The organism is Rhodoferax ferrireducens, assembly GCF_003347515.1.
Lineage (GTDB): Bacteria > Pseudomonadota > Gammaproteobacteria > Burkholderiales > Burkholderiaceae_C > Rhodoferax.
Window position 1 is genome coordinate 29,014 of the sequence record NZ_QEII01000312.1, and the last position, 20,132, is coordinate 49,145.

General features: G+C 64.4%; 20 protein-coding genes. 15 read left to right on the top strand and 5 right to left on the bottom strand.

Going from position 1 to position 20,132, the window contains the following annotated elements; genetic code table 11:
• Positions 1-6: 6 nt before the first annotated feature.
• The 6 genes from C5P05_RS25050 to C5P05_RS25075 are packed head-to-tail and all read left to right on the top strand — an operon-like array spanning position 7 to position 7,339.
• Complete coding sequence (locus C5P05_RS25050) at positions 7-732, top strand: flagellar basal body L-ring protein FlgH (protein ID WP_114972700.1); 726 nt, start codon at positions 7-9, stop codon at positions 730-732.
• A 34-nt stretch (positions 733-766) separates the two neighbouring features.
• Positions 767-1,912: a flagellar basal body P-ring protein FlgI gene (locus C5P05_RS25055; RefSeq protein WP_114972586.1), complete on the top strand. Its 1,146-nt coding sequence runs from the start codon at positions 767-769 to the stop codon at positions 1,910-1,912.
• 1 nt (position 1,913) lies between these two features.
• On the top strand, positions 1,914-2,837 hold the full coding sequence (gene flgJ / locus C5P05_RS25060) for a flagellar assembly peptidoglycan hydrolase FlgJ (protein WP_114972587.1): 924 nt from the start codon (positions 1,914-1,916) through the stop codon (positions 2,835-2,837).
• A complete protein-coding gene (gene flgK / locus C5P05_RS25065) occupies positions 2,834-4,768 on the top strand; it encodes a flagellar hook-associated protein FlgK (protein ID WP_114972588.1) in 1,935 nt (644 codons plus the stop codon). Before flgJ ends, flgK begins: the two co-directional genes overlap by 4 nt.
• 26 nt (positions 4,769-4,794) lie before the next feature.
• Positions 4,795-6,084 carry a flagellar hook-associated protein FlgL gene (gene flgL / locus C5P05_RS25070; RefSeq protein WP_114972589.1) on the top strand — a complete coding sequence of 430 codons (1,290 nt, stop codon included), beginning with the start codon at positions 4,795-4,797 and terminating at the stop codon, positions 6,082-6,084.
• A 4-nt stretch (positions 6,085-6,088) separates the two neighbouring features.
• Positions 6,089-7,339: an HDOD domain-containing protein gene (locus C5P05_RS25075; protein ID WP_114972590.1), complete on the top strand. Its 1,251-nt coding sequence runs from the start codon at positions 6,089-6,091 to the stop codon at positions 7,337-7,339.
• 23 nt (positions 7,340-7,362) lie between these two features.
• On the opposite strand, the gene C5P05_RS25080 is transcribed toward C5P05_RS25075, so the two are convergent.
• Complete coding sequence (locus tag C5P05_RS25080; protein WP_114972701.1) at positions 7,363-8,808, bottom strand: PLP-dependent aminotransferase family protein; 1,446 nt, start codon at positions 8,806-8,808, stop codon at positions 7,363-7,365.
• Between the two features lie 132 nt (positions 8,809-8,940).
• Here C5P05_RS25080 and C5P05_RS25085 point away from each other — a divergent pair, with 132 nt between their 5' ends.
• The 9 genes from C5P05_RS25085 to C5P05_RS25120 all read left to right on the top strand — a co-directional run bounded on the left by C5P05_RS25085 (position 8,941) and on the right by C5P05_RS25120 (position 17,095).
• Complete coding sequence (locus C5P05_RS25085; protein WP_114972591.1) at positions 8,941-9,552, top strand: LysE family translocator; 612 nt, start codon at positions 8,941-8,943, stop codon at positions 9,550-9,552.
• 21 nt (positions 9,553-9,573) lie between these two features.
• Complete coding sequence (locus tag C5P05_RS25090; protein WP_114972592.1) at positions 9,574-10,533, top strand: DMT family transporter; 960 nt, start codon at positions 9,574-9,576, stop codon at positions 10,531-10,533.
• Positions 10,530-10,658, top strand: coding sequence for a hypothetical protein (locus tag C5P05_RS35045; protein ID WP_269813969.1), 129 nt, complete (start codon positions 10,530-10,532; stop codon positions 10,656-10,658). The genes C5P05_RS25090 and C5P05_RS35045 overlap by 4 nt, the downstream gene beginning before the upstream one ends.
• A 63-nt stretch (positions 10,659-10,721) precedes the next feature.
• The gene (locus C5P05_RS25095) at positions 10,722-11,939 is read left to right on the top strand and encodes a PLP-dependent aminotransferase family protein (RefSeq protein WP_114972593.1); all 1,218 of its coding nucleotides are present in this window, start codon (positions 10,722-10,724) and stop codon (positions 11,937-11,939) included.
• 5 nt (positions 11,940-11,944) lie between these two features.
• Positions 11,945-12,565, top strand: a complete 621-nt coding sequence (locus tag C5P05_RS25100; protein WP_114972594.1) for a glutathione S-transferase family protein — start codon at positions 11,945-11,947, stop codon at positions 12,563-12,565.
• Between the two features lie 54 nt (positions 12,566-12,619).
• Positions 12,620-13,558, top strand: coding sequence for a PhzF family phenazine biosynthesis protein (locus C5P05_RS25105; RefSeq protein WP_114972595.1), 939 nt, complete (start codon positions 12,620-12,622; stop codon positions 13,556-13,558).
• Positions 13,559-13,560: 2 nt separating this feature from the next.
• Positions 13,561-14,520, top strand: a complete 960-nt coding sequence (locus tag C5P05_RS25110) for a threonine dehydratase (protein ID WP_114972596.1) — start codon at positions 13,561-13,563, stop codon at positions 14,518-14,520.
• Between the two features lie 57 nt (positions 14,521-14,577).
• A complete protein-coding gene (locus C5P05_RS25115) occupies positions 14,578-15,318 on the top strand; it encodes a histidine phosphatase family protein (RefSeq protein WP_114972597.1) in 741 nt (246 codons plus the stop codon).
• Positions 15,319-15,445: 127 nt separating this feature from the next.
• Positions 15,446-17,095: a methyl-accepting chemotaxis protein gene (locus tag C5P05_RS25120; RefSeq protein WP_114972702.1), complete on the top strand. Its 1,650-nt coding sequence runs from the start codon at positions 15,446-15,448 to the stop codon at positions 17,093-17,095.
• Positions 17,096-17,105: 10 nt separating this feature from the next.
• On the opposite strand, the gene C5P05_RS25125 is transcribed toward C5P05_RS25120, so the two are convergent.
• From C5P05_RS25125 to C5P05_RS25140, 4 genes are read right to left on the bottom strand one after another with little or no spacing between them, the layout of a single operon-like run.
• Positions 17,106-17,519 carry a hypothetical protein gene (locus tag C5P05_RS25125; RefSeq protein WP_157979454.1) on the bottom strand — a complete coding sequence of 138 codons (414 nt, stop codon included), beginning with the start codon at positions 17,517-17,519 and terminating at the stop codon, positions 17,106-17,108.
• Between the two features lie 2 nt (positions 17,520-17,521).
• Positions 17,522-18,037: a chemotaxis protein CheW gene (locus C5P05_RS25130; protein ID WP_114972599.1), complete on the bottom strand. Its 516-nt coding sequence runs from the start codon at positions 18,035-18,037 to the stop codon at positions 17,522-17,524.
• Positions 18,034-19,746 carry a diguanylate cyclase gene (locus C5P05_RS25135; protein WP_114972600.1) on the bottom strand — a complete coding sequence of 571 codons (1,713 nt, stop codon included), beginning with the start codon at positions 19,744-19,746 and terminating at the stop codon, positions 18,034-18,036. The genes C5P05_RS25130 and C5P05_RS25135 overlap by 4 nt, the downstream gene beginning before the upstream one ends.
• Before the next feature lie 15 nt (positions 19,747-19,761).
• Complete coding sequence (locus C5P05_RS25140; protein ID WP_114972601.1) at positions 19,762-20,130, bottom strand: response regulator; 369 nt, start codon at positions 20,128-20,130, stop codon at positions 19,762-19,764.
• Between the last annotated feature and the right edge of the window lie 2 nt (positions 20,131-20,132).

A 20,132-nucleotide genomic window follows, 5' to 3' on the forward strand; every position in this document is an offset into this window, starting at 1 on the left:
CACACCATGAACACAACAACAACCCGCCTGCCCCCGCTGGGCCAAATCCTGCAGCGTTGCGCCCTGGCGCTGGCGCTTGCCCTGGTCTGCGCCGGCTGCGAATCGCTGCCACAAACCGTGAAGGTCGATTTTGCCGAGCCCAAGGCGACGCAACCCATTGCCCACGCGCCCGCCGCGGACCGCTCCAACCCCGGCAGCCTCTTCCAAAAAGTCAGTTACCGGCCGGCGTTTGAAGACCCGCGCGCGCGCGCGGTGGGCGACATCATCACGATTCTGATCGTCGAAACCGTCACCGCCAGCCAGGTTTCCAAATCCACCGCCAATCGCACCACCTCGGGCTCCGCCAGCGTCTCGGCTTTTCCGCTGCTGTCCGCCATCGATCTGGCCAACCTGAAAGCCGGCGTAGGCACTGCCTCCGCCAGCGATTTTTCCGGCAAGGGCGGCACGGAAAGCGCCAACACCTTTACCGGTTCGATCACCGCCACCGTGGTGGACGTGCTGCCGAATGGCCATCTGGTCGTCACCGGCGAAAAGCAGATTGGCGTGAACCAGAATGTGGATGTGCTGCGGTTTTCGGGCACCATCGACCCGCGCCTGGTACAGCCGGGCAATATTGTCAATTCGACGCAGGTCGCCAATGCCCGGATCGAGTCAAAAGGACGGGGGGCGCAGGCCGAAGCGCAAACAGTTGGCTGGTTAACACGGTTCTTTTTCAGCTTTTTACCCTTCTAAAGCTATCGAGAATAGTGACGAGGGGTAACCAAGCATGCACACCAGTCACACACCACACAAGACTCGCCAATTCTGGCCATGGGCGGCGCTGTGGCTGTTCGCCAGCCTTCTTCTGGGCGGTGCGGCCCACGCCAGCCGCATCAAGGAAGTGGCTGAGGTGGAAGGTGTGCGCAGCAACCAGTTGACCGGCTTTGGCTTGGTAGTAGGGCTCGATGGCACGGGCGACCAGACCACCCAGATGCCCTACACCTCCCAGGGCATCACCAACTATTTGAAACAGCTCGGCATCACCTTGCCGGCGGCCGCCGTCGCCCAATTGCAGCTCAAGAATGTGGCGGCGGTTCTGGTCACGGCGCAACTGCCGGCTTTTGCCCGGCCGGGCCAGACCATCGACGTCAATGTCTCCAGCATGGGCAATTCCAAATCCCTCAAGGGCGGCATGCTGATTTCCACGCCGCTCAAAGGCGCCGACGGCGAGGTCTATGCGCTGGCCCAGGGCAACCTGATTGTGGCCGGCGCCGGCGCCGCCGCCGGGGGCAGCAAGGTTCAAATCAACCACCTCAGTTCCGGCCGGATTCCCAGCGGGGCGCAGGTGGAGCGGACGGTTCCGACCCCTTTGCTCGAAGGCAACAGCATCAACCTGGGGCTGGAGGCCTCGGACTTTCAAACGGCACGGCGCGTCGCGCAGGCCATCAACAAGCGCTTTGGCGAAGGCTCGGCGCGGGCGCTCGACGGGCGAACCGTCAAGGTAAACGCCCCCCTTGATTCGGATGCCCGCGTGTCCTTCATTGCCGAGATGGAAGAGTTGTCGCTGGAGTCCTCCATTCCATCGGCCAAAGTCGTCATTAATTCCCGCACCGGCTCCATCGTGCTCAACGGGGCGGTCACCCTGGGGGCCTGCGCCATTGCCCACGGCAACCTGTCGGTCAGCATCACCACCACGCCAGTCATCAGCCAGCCCAACCCCTTGTCGACGGGTGGACAAACTGTGGTGGCCGAAAAAAGCAATATCCAGATCCGGCAGGAGCCCGGCATGTTGATTCAGCTGCCGGCCTCCACCCAACTGTCGGACGTGGTGCGCGCCTTGAATGCGCTGGGTGCCACGCCGCAAGACCTGCTGGCGATTTTGCAGGCCATCAAGGCCGCGGGCGCGCTGAACGCGGAGCTGGAGGTCATCTAAGATGAGCTACGGGGATCTTTCCACCTCCGGCGCACTGGCGGCCGATGCACGGTCGCTCAGCAACCTGAAACTGCAGGCCGGCCAAAAAACGCCAGAGGCCATCAAGGAAGCGGCCAAGCAATTTGAGTCGCTGTTCATGCGTGAGCTCATCAAAAGCATGCGTGAAGCCACCATGAAGTCCGGGATGATGGACAGCCCGGGTAGTGACCTGGGCGCTGATCTGCTGGACCAGCAGTTCGCCGTGCAGATGTCCGGCCAACCCGGGGGACTGTCGGATTTGATTGCAGCGCAGCTGTCGCGTCAGATGGGAGCGCCTGAGCCAGGCTCAGCCAACGCAGCCCAGAAACCATCCCCCATGTCCACCAGTGCTCTTAGCAAAGCATCAGCCCTGGCCGCCTATGGCGCCCAGGGAGCGACACCCAAGTCAAACCCTACACCAAGCCAAAGCAACTTTGTGCAGCGCCATACCGAGGCCGCCATTCAGGTGGAAAAAACCAGCGGCATCCCGGCCAGTTACATGGTCGGACAGGCCGGGCACGAGACCGGCTGGGGCCGCCATGAAATCAAGATGAAAGGTGGCTCGCCCTCCTTCAATCTGTTCGGCATCAAAGCCGGCGCCGGCTGGACCGGCAAGGTCGCGGAAGTGACCACCACGGAATACGTCGACGGCGTGGCCAAAAAGACGGTGGCCAAGTTTCGCGCCTATGACTCCTATGAAGACTCGTTTCGCGATTACGCACGACTCATCACCCAGTCACCCCGCTACGCCCAGGCCAGCCAGCAAACCGACTCCGCGCATGCATTTGCGACCAGCCTGAAAAAAGCCGGTTACGCCACCGACCCGGACTACGCCGCCAAATTGAGCCGCGCCATTGACACCACGCAGCGCCTGCAACGCGCCCAAGTCGTGGCGCAAAATATATGAGCGGACTTCTCAGCGTCGGCACCCGCGCCCTGCAAGCCAACCAGGTGGCGCTGCAGACGGCGGGCAACAACATTGCCAATGTCAACACACCGGGCTACTCGCGCCAGACGGTCGTGCTGCAAACCGTGCCGGGCCAGTTCACCGGCGGGGGCTACATTGGCAAGGGCGTTGAGGTTCAGACCATCCAGCGCAATTACAGCGCCTTTCTCACGCGCCAGTCGACGCTGGCCAGCGCCACCCTGGCGGCCGACAGCACGCGCGTCGACAAGCTCAAGCAACTCGAGGATATCTTTGGCGGTGGCAGCACCGGGCTGGGTGCCGCCGTCAGTGACATGCTCAATGCATTTTCGGACGTGGCCAGTGCGCCGACCGACCTCACCGCGCGCACGGTCGTGCTCACCCAGGTGGATGAGACTGCAGCCCGCATCCGGGCTTCGTCGCAACGACTGGACGACTTGCAGCAGGGCGTCACGCAAGAACTCACGCAGAGCGTCAGCACTGTCAACAGCCTGGCAAAAAGTATTGCCAACGTCAACGAACTCATTGCCCGTGCCCAAGGCTCTGGCCAGCCACCCAATGACCTGCTGGACCGGCGTGATCAACTGGTGCATGAACTCAACCAATACGTACAGACCACCTCCATTGCCGCGGACGACGGCACGATGAGCATTTTTGTGGGTGGAAGCCAGGCTCTCGTATTGGGAACCACGGCCGCGACGGTCGAACTGGTGGCGGACGCCTTTGGTGTTCCGGATCAAAAACTGGCCCTCAACCGCAACGGCCAGTCCATCGCGCTGGACGAAAACACCTTGGGTGGCGGCGAAGTGTCGGGGCTGCTGCGCTTTCAGAACAGCGACCTGGCCGAAGGCCGCAACCTGCTGGGCCGACTGACACTGGCCATCACCACCGCCATGAACGACCAACACAAGCTGGGGGTCGATCTGGACGGCAATGTGGGGGGTAATTTATTCACCCCCACGAACATCAGCAACAACGTGTTTACCGCCATGCTCAACACAGGATCAGCCACGCTGACCCTGTCTATCAGCGATGCAAGCAAGTTCGTGGCGTCTGATTACGAAGTGAGTTTTTCGTCGCCTGCGGCGGGCACGATCACGCGGCGCTCGGACGGTGTGGTCGTCACCTTTCCCCAGACGCCCAGCACAGCGCCCTTTCTGGCCACTCTGGATGGTTTGAACATCTCCATGCCCTCTGGCACACCCATTGCGGGCGACCGCTTCCTGATCAAGCCCTTCAACACCTCGGCCAGCGATATCAAAAGCGAGTTTTCTTCAGCGCGGGCCCTGGCGGTAGCCAGCCCGGTGGCGGGCCGCATGGGCGGCGCCAACACAGGCAGCCTGCAACTGACCTCGCTGGCAGCACACACCAACCCGCCAACGAACGTCCCGGTTCTGATCACCTTCACGGGCAGCAATACGTACACCCGCAGCGACTATGCCGGCCCCTTGAGTCCCTTCACCTACACATCAGGTCAGGCCATTGAAGGCACGGTGCCCGCCACCACGCCCCTGAGTCAATGGACACTGACCTTGCAAGGTGCGCCGAAAGCAGGCGACACGTTCACGGTGGAGGCACAACCCGCCGCCAACCGCAACCTCAACGCCGGTAACGCCAGCGCCATGATGAACCTGCGCGACATGAAACTGTTCGATGGCGCGGCACTGACGGACGGCTATGCCGGACTGATCGCGCAAATCGGCATCCGTGCACAGAGCGCCACTTCCGCGGCAGAAATCTCCAGCGCCATCGCGTCCAATGTGGAGAGCGACCGGGCCGGGGTATCGGGCGTCAACCTGGACGAAGAGGCCGCCAAACTGCTGCAGTTCCAACAGGCCTATCAAGCGTCGGCCAAGATGATTCAGATTGCACAGGGCATTTTTGACACCCTGATTCAGAGCATGGGCCGCTAACACGGCGCCGAACAGGAGCAAGCACCATGACATCCCTTTCCCGACTCGGTTCCGCCAACACCTACGACAACGCGTTGCGCAACCTGTCGACCCGGCAGTCTGCCTTGTCCAGCCTGCAGGAAAACCTGACCTCCGGCAAACGGGTGGGCCGTGCCAGCGACGACCCCACCAGCGCGGCGCAGGCCGAGCGCGCCCTCACCCGCATGAGCCGGATTGCAACCGATCAGCGTGCGCTGGAATCGCAGCGCAACTCGATTGCCACGGCCGAGAGCACGCTGGGCGACGTGACCGATGCCCTGCAGAACTTTCGCGAACTGGTGGTGAGCGCCGGCAGCGCCACCCAGACTGCGGCCGATCGCAAAACCATTGCAGTACAGCTCACCGGCCTGCGCGACCAGATTCTTGCGCTGGCCAACACCAAGGATACCAACGGGTTGCCGCTGTTCAGCGCCCTAGGCAGCGCCCTGGCCCCGTTTGTGGGGCCACAGTCGAGCGCGCCAGACTACACGTTTAACGGCCTGCCCGGTCAATCGGCCAGCAGCGAAGTTGCGATACCGTTTGCATTGGACGGCGACAGCGCGTTCATGCACCAGGCAACGCGCGACGCGGTCTTCAACGCCACCGTGAGCACCATTCCTGCGGGCCGTCAACTGGCGACCGACAACGTCACTATTGCCAATGCAGCCACTGCTGCAAGCACGGCGGCGCTTGCCTTTGCAAGCTCAGGTGGCCTGACAGACTACCCGTCGTACACCATTGCTTTCACGGCGGTGGACACCACCACCACACCCGGCACCACCACCGCTACCTACAGCATTACCGAGAATCCAGCGGTCTCTGGCGTCATTGCGCCGGTCACGGTGAGCTACGCATCCAACACGAGCATTGCAGTGACGGCCATGCCCGGCCTGGCCCTCACCATCACCGGCACACCCGCGGTGGGCGACTCCATCACCGTCGATCCCAGCCCCAGCATTTTCAGCGTACTCGACGACGCCATCCGTGACATCGGCAGTGCCGCCAACGGCGGTGCGGCTACCCAAGCCGTCAGCCAGGCGCTGAACAACCTCGACATCGGCATGGGTCGCGTGTCGACCGTGCGTGGCCAGGCAGGCGACCTACTCAACCGCGCCGACAACATCACCGACAGCCAGGACAAACGCTCGATTCAACTCGAAACCGACCGTGCGCGGGCCGAAGACCTGGACATGGTCAAGGGCATCTCGGACTTTCAGAACCAGCAAACCGGCTACCAGGCGGCCCTGCAGTCCTATGCGCAGGTCCAGAAACTGTCCCTGTTCAACTACATCGGCTGACACCATGACCCCCACCACCCTTGGCAGCGTCTCTTTGGGTTACCAGTTGTTGTGGAACCAGTTGCGCCAGCTTCACGCCGTGCAACTGTTCGTCGGCATTGACGACAGCAAGCCCGTGGAGGCGCAGCATTTCCTGAGCGCGCTCAATGAGCTGTGGTCCGAGCAAGCCCCCACCCTCTTGCTCTCGATTCAGTCAGCCCGACTGCTGGGTGACATGCTGGCGAACGCCCCGGCGGGCAGCCCCTGGATTGAAGTGCATGAGTCACAACTGCGCGACCCGGCCCTGGCCTCTCGCGTTCACCAGGCGCACCAGCGCGGCCTGACACTGATCTGGCGCGGCGACCCCGGCCAGCGCCCCAGCGCGGCGCTGGCCCCCTGCTTTTTGCGCACCATGGTGACCCTGAGCCCCGAAGAGGCGCTGGCCGGGCTGCGGGTGTCCCTGCGCAAACACAATGGCAACGACGCCAGCCCGACGAACCGGGTGAGCAGCCCGGTGCTGCCGAATCAAATTTACGAGGCCGTTGCCAGCTGGGTCCTGACCGAGCACTGCCTGGACGAGCAGGGCGCCTGGGCCGTGGCCGGCTGGCCCCTGGAGGATGTGCTGCACGGCTATCGGCAACAACGGATCCAGCCGGCCCACCGTGCGCTGGTCCGTTTGATCGAGGCCATTGATGCCGACGATTCCGTGGAGCAGATTGAGCACCTCCTGAGCGAGGATCCGATCCTCGTCTATCGCTTCATGCGTTACGCCAACTCGGCGGCCTTAAGCCGGCGCACCGAGATTGAATCGGTACGCCACGGCTTGATGGTCCTGGGCCTGACCACCTTGCGCGCCTGGCTGCTGGAACAGCTGCCCCACGCCAGCAGCGACCTGAACCTGCAGCCGGTGCGCGTGGCCATGGTGATGCGGGCGCGCCTGATGGCCCAGCTGCTGGACGCGGGGGACGGCGATGATTTGCGGCGCGAGGTGTTCATGTGCGGCCTGCTGTCGCAAATTGACTTGCTGCTGGGCGAAGCCCTCAACACATCCCTGGCACGGATGCAGCTGGCGGAGCGCATCACCTCCGCCATCCTGGGCCACGCCGGGCCCTATGCGCCCTACCTGGACCTCGCCACCGCGCTGGAGTCACCCCAGACGCAGGCCACGCGCGTGCTGTGCGAGGCGCAGCAGATGAACCACGAAGAGGTCAATCGCGCCCTGTTGCGCACGCTGGCCCATGCCGTGCACCCGGCCAAGGGTTTGCTGCTGGTGTAATTCCACTCATTCCGTTAATGGAATCACATGCCGGCGCGTATGCGTGAGAAGACCTGCCAGAACTGGGCCTCCTGCGTGGTGCAGAAGTTGATGCGCATCAGCGTGCCGGGCTGACGGCTGGCGTGAAACAGGGCGCCCGGCGCCAACAAATAACCCTCATCCAGCATGCGCTGCGCCAGCGCATCCGTGTCCACACCCGTGTCCACCCAGCCAAACAGGCCGGCCGGCGGCGCGGCAAACGTGCAACCGGCCGCCAGCGCCAGCTTCACGCTGCGGGCGCGCGCCAGATCGAGCCGGGTGCGGATGCGCTCGGCATGGCGGCGCAGCTGACCCTGGTCGATGCACCAGGCCAGCGCCTTTTCCAGCAGGGCCGGCGTGGTCAGGGTCGCCAGTAATTTGGTGTCCAGCAAGCGCTCGTACAAGTCCGGTGGCGCCGCCATGAAGCCGACCCGCCAACCCGGCGCCAGGATTTTGGCGAAGCCGCTGACGTAGATCGTGCGCTGCAAACCGTCGAGGGCACACAAGCGGGTGGCATGGTCCGGCGCGATGTGGCTGTAGGTGTCGTCTTCAACAATATGAAAATTGTGCTGATTGGCCAGCTGCAACACCCGGTGCGCGCTGCCCGGCGTGAGGCAGAAGCCGGTCGGGTTGTGGAACACGCTGACACTCACAAACAGCTTCGGGCTGTGCAGCTCGCAATAGCGCGCCATCACCTCCAGATCGGGTCCGTCGGCGCGGCGCGGCACCGGCAGAATGCGCATGCCCAGGGCATCCAGCCGCGCAAACTCGATGGCCCAACCGGGCTCCTCCACCATCACGTAGTCACCGGCGCGCAACAGGGTGCGGCTCACGATGTCCAGCGCATGGGTGGCCCCGACGGTAGTGATGATCTGCTGCGGGCTGGCGGGCACGTTCAAACCAATGAGTTTTTGCGACAGCGACTGGCGCAAACCGCCGTCGCCGGCGGGCTCGCCGTATTGCAGGGAAAACGCCTGCAGCGCGCGCGTGCTGGTGACGCGGCGCACGGCAGCGGCCATGAAGGTGGTCGCCAGCCAGTCCGGCGGAAACACGCCCATGCCGGGCTGCGGCTTGTCGCTTGAGCCATGGAACATGCCGCGAATCAGGGCCGTGGCGTTGACCGGCACATGCTGCGCCTCGAAACTGCTTTTCGCGCTCTGACGCGCATCCTGAGTCACTACTGAATTTATAGCTGCCTGCGCAACAGATTCGGGGGCTAGAGCCCTATTTCTTATAAAAAAACCACTGTTTCTGCGGGCCTCCACCAGGCCCTGCGCCAGCAACTGATCGTAGGCCGCCACCACCGTGCTGGGGCTCACGCCCTGCTGCAGCGCGCATTGGCGCACCGAGGGCAGACGGGTGCCCGGCGCCAACAGGCGGTCGCGGATGCGTTGGGCAAAACGAGCAGAGAGCTGCTCGGTTAAGGATTGGGAGGCGGTTTTCAGCAACATGGGGTCTTCCTTCATGCCGAGCTGTGCTGACAAGGTGATCAATACAGTTTAGTAAATTGTTCCCTAAAGTGTACTGCCAGTGTGTTGGCTTCTTCGATAAAGTTCACGGCATGCGCTCACCCACACGCTTCCATGACGCCCGCTGAATTCACCGCCTTGCTGGTGCTGACCAGCGTCGCCAGCTTCACGCCCGGGCCCAACAACACGTTGTCCACGGCGCTGGGGGCGAATCTGGGTCTGAAGCGCTCGCTGCGCTTTGTGTTCGCCGTGCCGATCGGCTGGGGGTTGCTGTTCAGCGTCTGTGCCGGTGGCGTCGGCGCCATCGTGGTGGCGCTGCCGTCCTTGCGCTTCAGCATCAAATTGATCGGGGTGGTCTATCTGCTGTGGCTGGCGCTCAAGCTGGCACATTCCGGCACGATGGCGCAGGCCGATACGGCCCAGCTCAAGGTCACTTTCTGGCAGGGCGTGATGCTGCAGTTCGTCAACATCAAGGCCTGGATGCTGGCGCTCACCGTGGTCGCCGGCTGGCTGGCCGGACGCGAGGATGCCGTCAGCCGGTTTGCCGTCGTCCTGCCCGTGATGCTGGTCTTTGGCCTGGTCAGCAACCTGACCTATGCCCTCATCGGCTCCCTGCTGCGCGACTGGCTGAGCGGCCCCCACAACTCGGGTCTTCGCTTGCGCTGGTTCAACCGCGGCATGGCGGCCGTGCTGGCGGCCACCGCCGCCTGGATGAGCACGTTTTGACGCACTGACAGGAAACCCGGCATGAAGACACACGCACACAACATCCGCCAAGGCCTTTGGCTGGGCGCGCTCGGCGTGGCCATTTTTGCGCTGACGCTACCCATGACCCGACTGGCCGTGGGCACGCCCGAGGCGCAGCAAATGTCGGGCATCTTCGTGGCCACCGCCCGCGCCGTGGTGGCCGCCCTGCTCTCAGCCGCCTTTCTGCTGGCCACGCGCGCCCCTTGGCCGCGCCGGGCCGACTGGCTTCCCTTGGGGCTGGTGGCGCTGGGCGTGGTGTTCGGCTTTCCGCTGTTTACCTCGATCGCCATGCGCCATGTCGAGGCGGTGCACGCCAGCGTGATCGTGGGCGTGCTGCCCCTGGCCACGGCGGCGGTGGGTGCCTGGCTGCACCGGCAGCGTCCGTCGAACGGCTTCTGGATTTGTGCCGCTCTGGGCACGGCCCTGGTTGTGGTATTTGCGCTGCTGCGCTCCGGCAGCGCGGGCCTGCGCCTGGCCCCGGCCGACGCCCTGCTGCTGCTGGCCATGGCCTGTGCCGCGGTCGGTTACGGCATCGGCGCGCAACTGTCGCAGCGCATGCGGCCGGACTACGTGATCTGCTGGGCGCTGCTCGTATCTCTACCGTTAAATCTGCCGCTAGCCCTGATGGAATGGCCTCAGATAGCTATTAAAACTGAAGCATGGATGGCCCTGGCCTATGTCGCCGTGTTTTCCATGTGGCTGGGCTTTTTTGCCTGGTACCGCGGGCTGGCGCTGGGCGGCACGGTGCGCGTGAGCCAGATGCAACTGATCCAGCCCTTTCTGTCGATGCTGTTCGCCGTGCCCGTGCTGGGCGAATCGCTGGACGCGGTGACCGTCGGCTTCGGCCTGGCCGTCATTGCCGTGGTGTTTATCGGCCGCAAAATGCCGGTGCAGCAGGCCGCGCGCGGACCGGCCGGCCCCCTCGCACCCATCACAGCCCACCAGCAGGAGCAGCGATGAAAATGAGCAACAGCGCCGGCTATGTTTCCGACCACTGGTGCAGCAAAGGGCCTATCCTGTTGGGCCTGGAGGGTGAGCTGCATACGCGGCTGGACGACGGCAGCGAGCATGTACTGACGCGATGAGCCAATGCTTTTTTTTGTGACCACCGGGGTGGCACTGCACTTTGAAACAATGAGGAGATTGAAATGGAATGGACCCAAGCGCGGCGCGCCGCAAAAATGAACCCCTCGGTGATCCGCGAGATCCTCAAGGTCACCGAGAAGCCCGGCATCATCAGCTTCGCTGGCGGCCTGCCCTCGCCCAAGACCTTCCCGGTGGCCGAATTCGAGGCCGCCTGCGCCAAGATTTTGCGCGATGACCCCAGCGGCGCTTTGCAGTACGCCGCCAGCGAAGGCTTCGGCCCGCTGCGCGAACAGGTGGCCGCCATGTTGCCGTGGGACGTTGACCCGGCCCAGGTGCTGATCACCACCGGCTCGCAGCAAGGGCTGGACCTGGTGGCCAAGGTGCTGATCGATGCGGACAGCAAGATCCTGGTCGAGTCGCCCACTTACCTGGGCGCCGTCATGGCCTTCACGCCCATGGAGCCCGAGGTCGTCAGCGTGGGCAATGACGCGGAAGGCATTGACCTGGCCGACCTGCGCGACAAGGCAGCCGGCGCGCGTTTTTTGTACGTTTTGCCCAACTTCCAGAACCCGACCGGGCGCACCATGAGCGAGGCGCGCCGCGCCGCCCTGAGCGCCGAGGCCGCGCGCCTGGGTCTGCCCCTGATCGAAGACAACCCCTATGGCGACCTGTGGTTTGACAGCGCCCCGCCCGCGCCCCTGACCGCGCGCAACCCGGACGGCTGCATTTACCTGGGTTCATTCTCCAAGGTGCTGGCGCCCGGCCTGCGCCTGGGTTTCGTGGTGGCGCCCAAGTCGGTATACCCCAAGCTGCTGCAAGCCAAGCAGGCGGCCGACCTGCACACCCCCGGCTTCAACCAGCGCCTGATTGCCGAGGTCATGAAGGACGGCTTTCTGGACCGCCATGTACCGACCATCCGCGCCCTCTACAAATCGCAGCGCGACGCCATGCTCGATGCCCTGGCCCGCGAGATGCCAGTCGGCGAGGCCGACGCGACGCTGACCTGGAACGCGCCCGCCGGCGGCATGTTCCTGTGGGCGCGCCTGCCCAAGGGCATGAGCGCGGTGGACCTGTTGCCGTTTGCGGTGGAACAAGGCGTGGCCTTCGTGCCCGGTGCGCCCTTCTACGCCGACCACGGCGACCCGCGCACCCTGCGCCTGTCGTTTGTCACCTCCAGCGTGGAGGAAATCCACCGCGGCGTGGCGGCCCTGGCGACGGGCATCAAAACCTACGCCGCCACCCTGCCCGGCCATGCGGCCGCTGAAGCCCTGGCGGCCTGAACGCCATGCTGCATATTTGGGGGCGCCTGAGCTCCATCAACGTTCGCAAAGTGGTCTGGGCCGCGCAGGAAGTGGGCGTCGCCTTCGAGCGCACCGACGCGGGGGCTTCGTTTGGCGTGGTCAACACGCCGCAGTACCTGCAGCTGAACCCGAATGCGATGGTGCCGGTCCTGCAGGACGGCGCCTTGACCTTGTGGGAGTCCAACACCATCGTGCGCTACCTGTGCGCACGCTACGCGCCGGGCAGGCTGTATCCCGAACCCTTGGCAGAGCGCTTCAACACTGAGCGCTGGATGGACTGGCAGCAGACCGCGCTCAACCCGGCCGGCCGCCATGCCTTCCTGCAGCTGATCCGCACCCCAGTTGAATTGCGCCAGCCCGAGCTGATCCGGCAATCCAACGATGAAACCGAGCACCTGCTGGCGATACTGGATGCGCAACTGGGCCAGCACGCCTTTGTCGCCGGCGCCCAGTTCTCGATGGCCGACATTCCTGTGGCCTGCGAGCTGCATCGCTGGTTTGGCCTGCCGCAAGCCCGCCTGCCGCATCGCCACATCGAACGCTGGTACCAGACGCTGCGCGAGCGCCAAGCCAGTCAGGGCGTCCTCGATCTCGTGCTGAGCTGAGCTGAGCTGAGTTCAACTGCGCCACACCTGCCCCCTTTCCAACCCGCCAGAACCATGACCACCCGCCCCTTCAAACAAGTTGACGTCTTCACCGCCACCCCTTACTTGGGTAACCCGCTGGCCGTGGTGCTGGACGGCACGGGTCTGAGCGACGCGGAAATGCAGCATTTCGCGCACTGGACCAATCTGTCGGAAACCACTTTTGTGCTGCCGCCCACGCTACAGGGCGCCGCTGCCGGGGCCGACTACCGCGTGCGCATCTTCACCCCCGGCGGCGAACTGCCCTTCGCCGGCCACCCGACGCTGGGCAGCTGCCACGCCTGGCTCGAAGCCGGTGGCGCGCCCCAGGCCAAGAATGAAATCGTGCAGGAATGCGCGGTCGGCCTGGTCCGGATTCGCCGCGAGGGCGGGCGCCTGGCTTTTGCGGCCCCGCCGCTCAAGCGCAGCAACCCCAGCCCGGCGCTGCTGGCGCAGGTGGCCGCCGCCCTGGGGCTCAAGGCCCAGCAGATCATCGCCGCCCAGACGCTGGACAACGGCCCGGTCTGGCTAGGTCTGCTGCTCGACAGCCCGCAGACGGTCTTGCAACTGACGCCTGACCACCTGGCACTCAAAAGTCTGGTGCGAGGCGTGGGTGTCGCCGCCATGGAACCGACACTGCCGGCCAGTAATTTGATCTCACGCTCAAACCGCGAAGCCCGCGCATTCGGCGCCCACTCGTCCGTCAGTGACAGCAAGACAGAGGCCGGGGCCGAGTTGGAAGTGCGCTTTTTCGCGCCCGACATTGGCGTGGGTGAAGACCCGGTGACCGGCAGCTTCAACGCCAGCCTGGCGCAATGGCTGATCGCCGACGGCCTCGCCCCCGCAACCTATGTCGCCTCACAAGGCGTCTGCCTGGGCCGTGCCGGACGGGTGCACATCGCGCAAGATGAGGCCGGCCAGGTCTGGGTCGGCGGCGACGCCGTCACCTGTGTCGACGGCCGCGTGAGCCTGTGAACATGAGCCTGCCCACCCTGCCCCAGATCGAGGCCGCCGCCCAGGTGGTGTACCGCGAATTCCAGGCCACGCCGCAATACCGCTGGGCGCTGCTGAGCCAGCGCCTGGGCACCGACTGCTGGGTCAAGCACGAAAACCACACGCCCGTGGGCGCGTTCAAGATTCGCGGTGGCCTGACCTACTTCGACCAGCTCAAGCAGCGCGGCGCGCTGCCCCGTGCCGTCATCAGCGCCACGCGCGGCAACCACGGCCAGAGCATGGGCTGGGCGGCCAGGGCGCACGGCATTCCCTGCAGCATCGTGGTGCCGCGGGGCAACTCGGTCGAGAAGAATGCCGCCATGCGCGCTTTAGGCGTGAGCCTGATCGAATTCGGGAGCGATTTTCAGGAAGCCCGCGAGCACGCGATCGGCCTGGCGGCGCAGACCGGCGCCCACATGGTGCCCAGCTTTCATCCGGATTTGCTCCGTGGCGTCAGCACCTATTGGTGGGAATTGTTCAAGGCCGTGCCGCAGCTCGATGTGGTCTACGTGCCCATCGGCCAGGGCTCGGGCGCCTGCAGCGCCATCGCGGCCAAGCTGGCACTCGGCCACAAGGCAAAAATCGTCGGCGTGGTGAGCCTGCACGCCACCACCTATGCCGACTCGCTCGCGGCCGGCCGCGTGGTCGAAGCCCCGGTCACGACCCAACTGGCCGACGGCATGGCCTGCCGCGTGGCCGACCAGGCGGCGCTCGACCTCATGGCCCCGCACATCGACCACATCGTCAAAGTCAGCGACGCCGAGGTCGCCCAAGCCATGCGCGACCTCTACACCGACACCCACAACGTGGCCGAAGGCGCAGGCGCCGCCAGCTTTGCGGCGGCCATGCAGGAGCGCCGCCAACTCAAGGGACTTTGCGTTGGCACCACCATCAGCGGCGGCAATGTCGATGCCACCGTGCTGGCGAAATTGCTGCAACATTAATAGCTATCGTCGCACAGGTGACAAGGGCTAGAACCCTATTTAGCTTAAATTTATGGCATGGGAACCCTTTACCTTGTACGCCACGGCCAGGCTTCGTTTGGCGCCGACGACTATGACAACTTGAGCGCGCTGGGCCAGCAACAGAGCCGGCGTCTGGGTGAATATTTCCAGCAAAAAGGCCTGCGGTTTGACGCCGTGCTGACCGGCACCCTGCGCCGCCACCAGCAAACCTATGCCGGCATTCAGGTAGGCATGGGGGCAAGTTTCACCGCCGGGCCGCCCCAAGGGGAAACAGCCCCCTCGGGGGGCAGCGCAGCACACGAAGTGGCAAGCGTGGGGGCACACTTACTCTGGCCGGGCCTGAATGAATACGACAGCGCGGCCGTGATTGCCGCCATCCACCCGCACACGCTGGACAAGCCCGACACACCGGAGCGCTACCGGCATCACTTTCGCCTGCTGCGCGACGGCCTGACGCAGTGGATGAACGGCGTCGTCAGCCCCCAGGGCATGCCCAGCTACCGCGAATTCCAGCACGGAGTGACCAGCGCCCTGGACCACATCCGCAAACACTGCGAGGGCAATGTGCTGCTCGTCTCCAGCGGCGGACCGATCGCCACGGCCATCGGCCATGTGCTGGGCACCACGCCGGAGACCACCATCGAGCTCAATATGCGCATCCGCAACAGCGCCGTCACCGAGTTCGCCTTCAACCCGAAGCGTCACGTCTTGATGACTTTCAACACGCTGCCGCACCTGGATCATGCGGACCAGGCGAGCTGGATCAGCTACGCCTAAGCTGATCCATAGGCCGCCGGGCCTGATAGCGCGCCCGTAGAATGTCCGATAAAACTATTTCATTTGTCGTTGGCATCCCGGCGCCCTCGCCCATGCGCGTGACGTGCCGGTCAAAGAGACTCATCCCGTGCGCACCAATCTACCGGTTACTCAACGCGAATACCCCTACCCCTCGGGTCAGACGGTGGTCTCGACCACCGACCTGAAGGGCCGCATCACCCACTGCAACGAGGTCTTCATCCAGCTCAGCGGTTTCAGCAAGGAGGAACTGCTGGGCCAGCCGCACAACCTGGTGCGCCACCCGGACGTGCCGGCCGAAGCCTTTCGCGACCTGTGGGACACCCTGGCGCAGGGCATGCCCTGGACCGGGGTCGTAAAAAACCGCCGCAAGAACGGCGATCACTACTGGGTGGTGGCCAATGTCACCCCCGTGATGGACGGCGACCAGACCGTGGCCTACCTGTCCGTGCGCACCGAGCCCACACGGGCGCAAATCCAGACCTTCGAGGCCTTGTTTGCCACCATGCGCGCCGAGCAAGCGGCCGGCGTGCTGGTGCACCGGCTGCAGCACGGCGCATTGCACCAACACACCTGGCGCGGGCGAATCGGGCGCACGCTGTATCCGGGCGTCAATGCCCAGATCACCACCATGGCCCTGTTGATGGGCGCGATCGGTGTCGCTGCCGGCGTCCTGGCCGCCGGGGGTCTGGCAGCACTGTCGGCCACGGCTTTTATCGGTGCCGTCGCGGTGGTAACAGGCGCGAGCCTGCTCGGGGCCTGGCGCCTGCGCACCATGACGACCCAACCGCTGCAGCGCCTGCTGGATTTTGCCAACCGCATGGCGGCGGGCGACCTGACCAAAGGCCTGGACAGCCAGCACAGCGGGCTGCTCGGCCGCATGGAGCGGGCCCTGAATCAGCTCAATGTCAACATCCGCTCCATCGTGAGTGACGCACGCACCGAAGTGGATCGCATGGGCCATGCCACCAGCAACATTACCGCTGGCAGCCAGGAACTGGCCGTGCGCAGCTCTGCCCAGGCCGCCAGCCTGGAGGAGTCTGCCGCATCAACCGCGCAGATCACCGGCACAGTGGGGCAAACCGCCGACGCGGCGCGCCAGGCGGCGCAGCTCGCCACGCAGGCGGCACAGGTCACCGAGCGCAGCGGCCAAGCAGTGCAGGCGGTGACGCAGACCATGCAGGCGATCAGTGAATCGTCGCAGCGCATTGGCGAGATCATCCAGGTGATTGAGGGCATCGCCTTTCAGACCAACATCCTGGCCCTTAACGCGGCCGTGGAAGCGGCGCGCGCCGGTGAGCAGGGACGCGGTTTTGCGGTGGTGGCGTCCGAGGTGCGCAGTCTGGCGGGACGCTCGGCCGCTGCGGCCAAGGAGATCAAGCAGCTGATCGAGGATTCGGCAGCCAAGGTTGAAGCCGGCTCCCGGCTCACCGACAACGCCCGCATCACCATGGACGAGGCGGTCGGAACCGCGCGCCAGGTGAGCTCGCTGATTGCAGAAATCCATACCGCCACCGCCGAGCAAAGCCGGGGCATCGCGCAGATCAACGAGTCGCTGGCGCATATCGAGGGCCTGACACAAGAAAACACCACGCTGGTGAACGAGCTCTCCAGCTCGGCGACCGCGCTGGAACTTCAGTCACGCGGGGTGGCGGACGCGATGCGCGTGTTCCGCCTGAGCCGCCTGAGCCGCCATGATGCCGTGGACACGCCGGACGCGGTGGCGCTGCGCCGCGAGATGAAGCTGCTGCGGCCCTGAGAAATTCACCTCATGTCAGTCCGCTGGCATCGAACAGCAAGACAAGGGCTTGCTCGCCTGTATTAGCCTGCAGGGCCAGGGCGCGCAAACCGCGCAGCCCGGTGCGTGCCGCCAGCAGCGGAGGCAAGGGATGGATGGCGCTGGCGGGCCAGCTGACCAGCTCAACCGGACTGCCAACGAGAACGTCTTGCCTGCCACCGGGCCGCTTGAACTGAAGGTACTGGCGCGGTGCCGTTGGCGTGGCCGATGCAGGGGGCGCAGTGGATGCAAAACCCAGCAGTGTCTCAATCGCGCAGCCCGTGGCCTGGGCTGGCGCGAGGCGGGAAGCGCCGACCCAGCGGGCTTCCAGGCCGACGCGCCAGCCGCCGGCCGAGAACAACACCAGGTCGAGCGTGTCGTGGATCGCCCCGGAATCCGCAGCCACGCTCACCCCAGCCCGCGCGCATAGTCGGCCAACATCTTGTCGAGGTCGAGCACGGTCACCGCGTGTTCCTGCAGACGCAGCACTCCGAGCACCAGCGCGCGCAGGTACTCCGGCAAGGTGGCGGGCGGCGGCTGGATGCTGCTTTGGGGCACGTCGACCACATCAATGACGCGATCAACCCGAATGCCGCTGCGCATGCCGCCGCCGACCCCCAGCAGGATGGACGAGGCACGGCCGACCACACTGCTATCGGGCAAGTGCAGCATCTCATGCGGGCGGATCACCGATTCGATGTCACCCCGCACGTTGATGACGCCTTCAAGCGAGGGCGGGCAGCCCGGCAGGAAAAAGACATCGGCTTGCGCCAGGATCTCGCGGATGCGTTCGCCCTGAAACGCGAAGCGCTGGTCGCCCAGCTCGAAAACCACCAGCTTGACCACCGGCTCGTCCACATTGACGATGTCCTTCTGGGCTTCATGGCGCTGGGTCAGCACCTGATCGAGGGTCGTTTCACTCATTTTGTGTCTTGTGCCATCGAATGCGAATCCAGCACCACGCAATTGCGGCCGCTGCGCTTGGCTTCATAAAGTGCCTTGTCCGCCGCTTCACGCAGCAATTCGGCACGCCGGTGCCCGGCATAACTGGCAATGCCGGCGCTGAAAGTACAGGAAAAATTGCCATTGGCCGAATGGAACAGCACACGGCTGAAATCCTGCCGCAGATCCTCGATCAACCGGGTGGCGACATTGACCGGCACGTCTTGCAAAATGACGGCAAATTCCTCGCCGCCATAACGGCCAACGACATCCGAGTTGCGCAAGCGTTGTTGCAGGATGCGCGCCAGTGCCTGGATGACCTGGTCACCCACCGCATGGCCATGGGTGTCGTTGACCCGTTTGAAGTGGTCGATGTCGATCATGGCGAAGCACGGCGCACCGCCCCCACGCCCGGCATTGGCGACCGCGTTTTCCAGCAACTGGGTGGTGGTGGTGTGATTGAACAGCCCCGTCATACTGTCGCGGGCCATGAGCGAGCGCAGCGTGCGCATGCGCTCAGCGCGAATCACCACAGCGGTAACCAGATCCTCGGGGATGACCGGCTTGGTCAGGAACCCTTCGGCACCGATGCGCATGGCAGAAAACTGCTTCTGGCGATCCGTTTCACTCGACAGGTAAACGATGGGCAGGCTGACATAGTCCGGCACCTGGCGGATCAGCCGGGCCAGATCGCGACCGCTGCACTCCGGCATGTACATGTCCATCAACACCATGTCGGGACGGAATTCCTGCAACACCTCCAGCACGCGCGAGGGCTCGCTAATCTGATGGGTCACCATGCCCGCTTCCTGCAGGATGATGCTGTGGTAACTGGCGATCCCGGGCTCGTCGTCGATGAGCAGAATACGGTAGGGATCGGGCTGCTGCTGGGTCAGGGCGTCCAGTGCGGCGACCAGTTCGATGGCGCGTGCGGGCTTGTGGAAATAGGCCTCGCTGCCGGCCTGCACGGCGATGAGGCGCGCTGCGAAATCGTTGCGTGCGGACAGGAAGATCGCCGGCACGGCCTGGCCCGTCTCACGCCTGATGGCTTCCAGCACTTCGGCGCCCGCTCTGTCGCCTTGCGGAAAATGAATGTCCATGATCACCGCATCGGGCCGGCGTGCCAGCATGGCTTCATGCAGTTTCGGCGGTTCGGTGAAGCTGACAATCTCGTAGCCGAAGCAGCCGAGCTGGCTGGCCAGTTGTTCGAGTGGCAGTACTTCGTCATCGCAGACGTAAATGAGCCGGGCCCCCTTGCCCGTGAGGGTTTGACCGGCCGAAACGGGCAGCGTGAAGCCGGCGTCCGCACTGTCGGCATCGCTACCAAACAAGGAACCGGCCCCGGCAATACGCATCTGCACCCGGTCAAGACATTCGCCCAGCCGTTTCCGCCAATGAGGAGGTTCGGGCGCAAGAGGCTGCTTGAGCAATTCGGCCGCCAAATCTTCGCCCTCGGCAGCCGCAGCGCCCAGTTCGCGAAAACCAAAAGAACGGCCCGTGCCCTTCAGGCTGTGGAAGAAGCGGTGCAACTCAACCGCGGCGGCCTGATCGCCCGAATCAAGCTGGAGCCGATCAAACAGCGCATGGGCCCGTTCAATCCGCATCGGCAACTGCGCGACAAAGGTCGCTCGCAGCTTCGCGATCTTTTCGCGGGCGGAAAGAGGTTTCTCGGCAACCGTGTGGGTGTTCATGTTGGGTTTACCTGGTCAGGCCTGGCCTCGGCGCACCAATACTTCGGCCAGCGCCAGCGACAGGGATTCTTCGATACCGAAGTCCTTGAGCAGACAGGCATCAAGGCGCGGCTCGTGCGCCAGCAGACCCTCGGGCTCGTCACCCGTCAGCAGGATGAAGGGCAGCGTGTTGCCCTGTTCGCGCAGTTCGCGAAACAGCTCAATGCCGCTGATCATCGGCATGTTCATGTCGCTGATGATCATGTCGATGCCGTCATCGGCATTGAGCTGGGTCACGGCGTCCATGCCGTCCTCGGCCAGGAGCACCTCATGCCCCAGCCCTTCGAGCACCGCGCCGGTCATTTCACCGGCCATGGCGTCGTCGTCTACCACCAGGATTCGCATAC

Coding starts and splice junctions, on each gene's coding strand:
- C5P05_RS25140 (WP_114972601.1), bottom strand. CDS start 20,130: ATGCGAATCCTGGTGGTAGACGACGACGCCATGGCCGGTGAAATGACC.
- C5P05_RS25050 (WP_114972700.1), top strand. CDS start 7: ATGAACACAACAACAACCCGCCTGCCCCCGCTGGGCCAAATCCTGCAG.
- C5P05_RS25115 (WP_114972597.1), top strand. CDS start 14,578: ATGGGAACCCTTTACCTTGTACGCCACGGCCAGGCTTCGTTTGGCGCC.
- C5P05_RS25130 (WP_114972599.1), bottom strand. CDS start 18,037: ATGAGTGAAACGACCCTCGATCAGGTGCTGACCCAGCGCCATGAAGCC.
- flgL (WP_114972589.1), top strand. CDS start 4,795: ATGACATCCCTTTCCCGACTCGGTTCCGCCAACACCTACGACAACGCG.
- C5P05_RS25105 (WP_114972595.1), top strand. CDS start 12,620: ATGACCACCCGCCCCTTCAAACAAGTTGACGTCTTCACCGCCACCCCT.
- flgK (WP_114972588.1), top strand. CDS start 2,834: ATGAGCGGACTTCTCAGCGTCGGCACCCGCGCCCTGCAAGCCAACCAG.
- C5P05_RS35045 (WP_269813969.1), top strand. CDS start 10,530: ATGAAAATGAGCAACAGCGCCGGCTATGTTTCCGACCACTGGTGCAGC.
- flgJ (WP_114972587.1), top strand. CDS start 1,914: ATGAGCTACGGGGATCTTTCCACCTCCGGCGCACTGGCGGCCGATGCA.
- C5P05_RS25080 (WP_114972701.1), bottom strand. CDS start 8,808: ATGTTGCTGAAAACCGCCTCCCAATCCTTAACCGAGCAGCTCTCTGCT.
- C5P05_RS25085 (WP_114972591.1), top strand. CDS start 8,941: ATGACGCCCGCTGAATTCACCGCCTTGCTGGTGCTGACCAGCGTCGCC.
- C5P05_RS25135 (WP_114972600.1), bottom strand. CDS start 19,746: ATGAACACCCACACGGTTGCCGAGAAACCTCTTTCCGCCCGCGAAAAG.
- C5P05_RS25110 (WP_114972596.1), top strand. CDS start 13,561: ATGAGCCTGCCCACCCTGCCCCAGATCGAGGCCGCCGCCCAGGTGGTG.
- C5P05_RS25055 (WP_114972586.1), top strand. CDS start 767: ATGCACACCAGTCACACACCACACAAGACTCGCCAATTCTGGCCATGG.
- C5P05_RS25075 (WP_114972590.1), top strand. CDS start 6,089: ATGACCCCCACCACCCTTGGCAGCGTCTCTTTGGGTTACCAGTTGTTG.
- C5P05_RS25100 (WP_114972594.1), top strand. CDS start 11,945: ATGCTGCATATTTGGGGGCGCCTGAGCTCCATCAACGTTCGCAAAGTG.
- C5P05_RS25095 (WP_114972593.1), top strand. CDS start 10,722: ATGGAATGGACCCAAGCGCGGCGCGCCGCAAAAATGAACCCCTCGGTG.
- C5P05_RS25090 (WP_114972592.1), top strand. CDS start 9,574: ATGAAGACACACGCACACAACATCCGCCAAGGCCTTTGGCTGGGCGCG.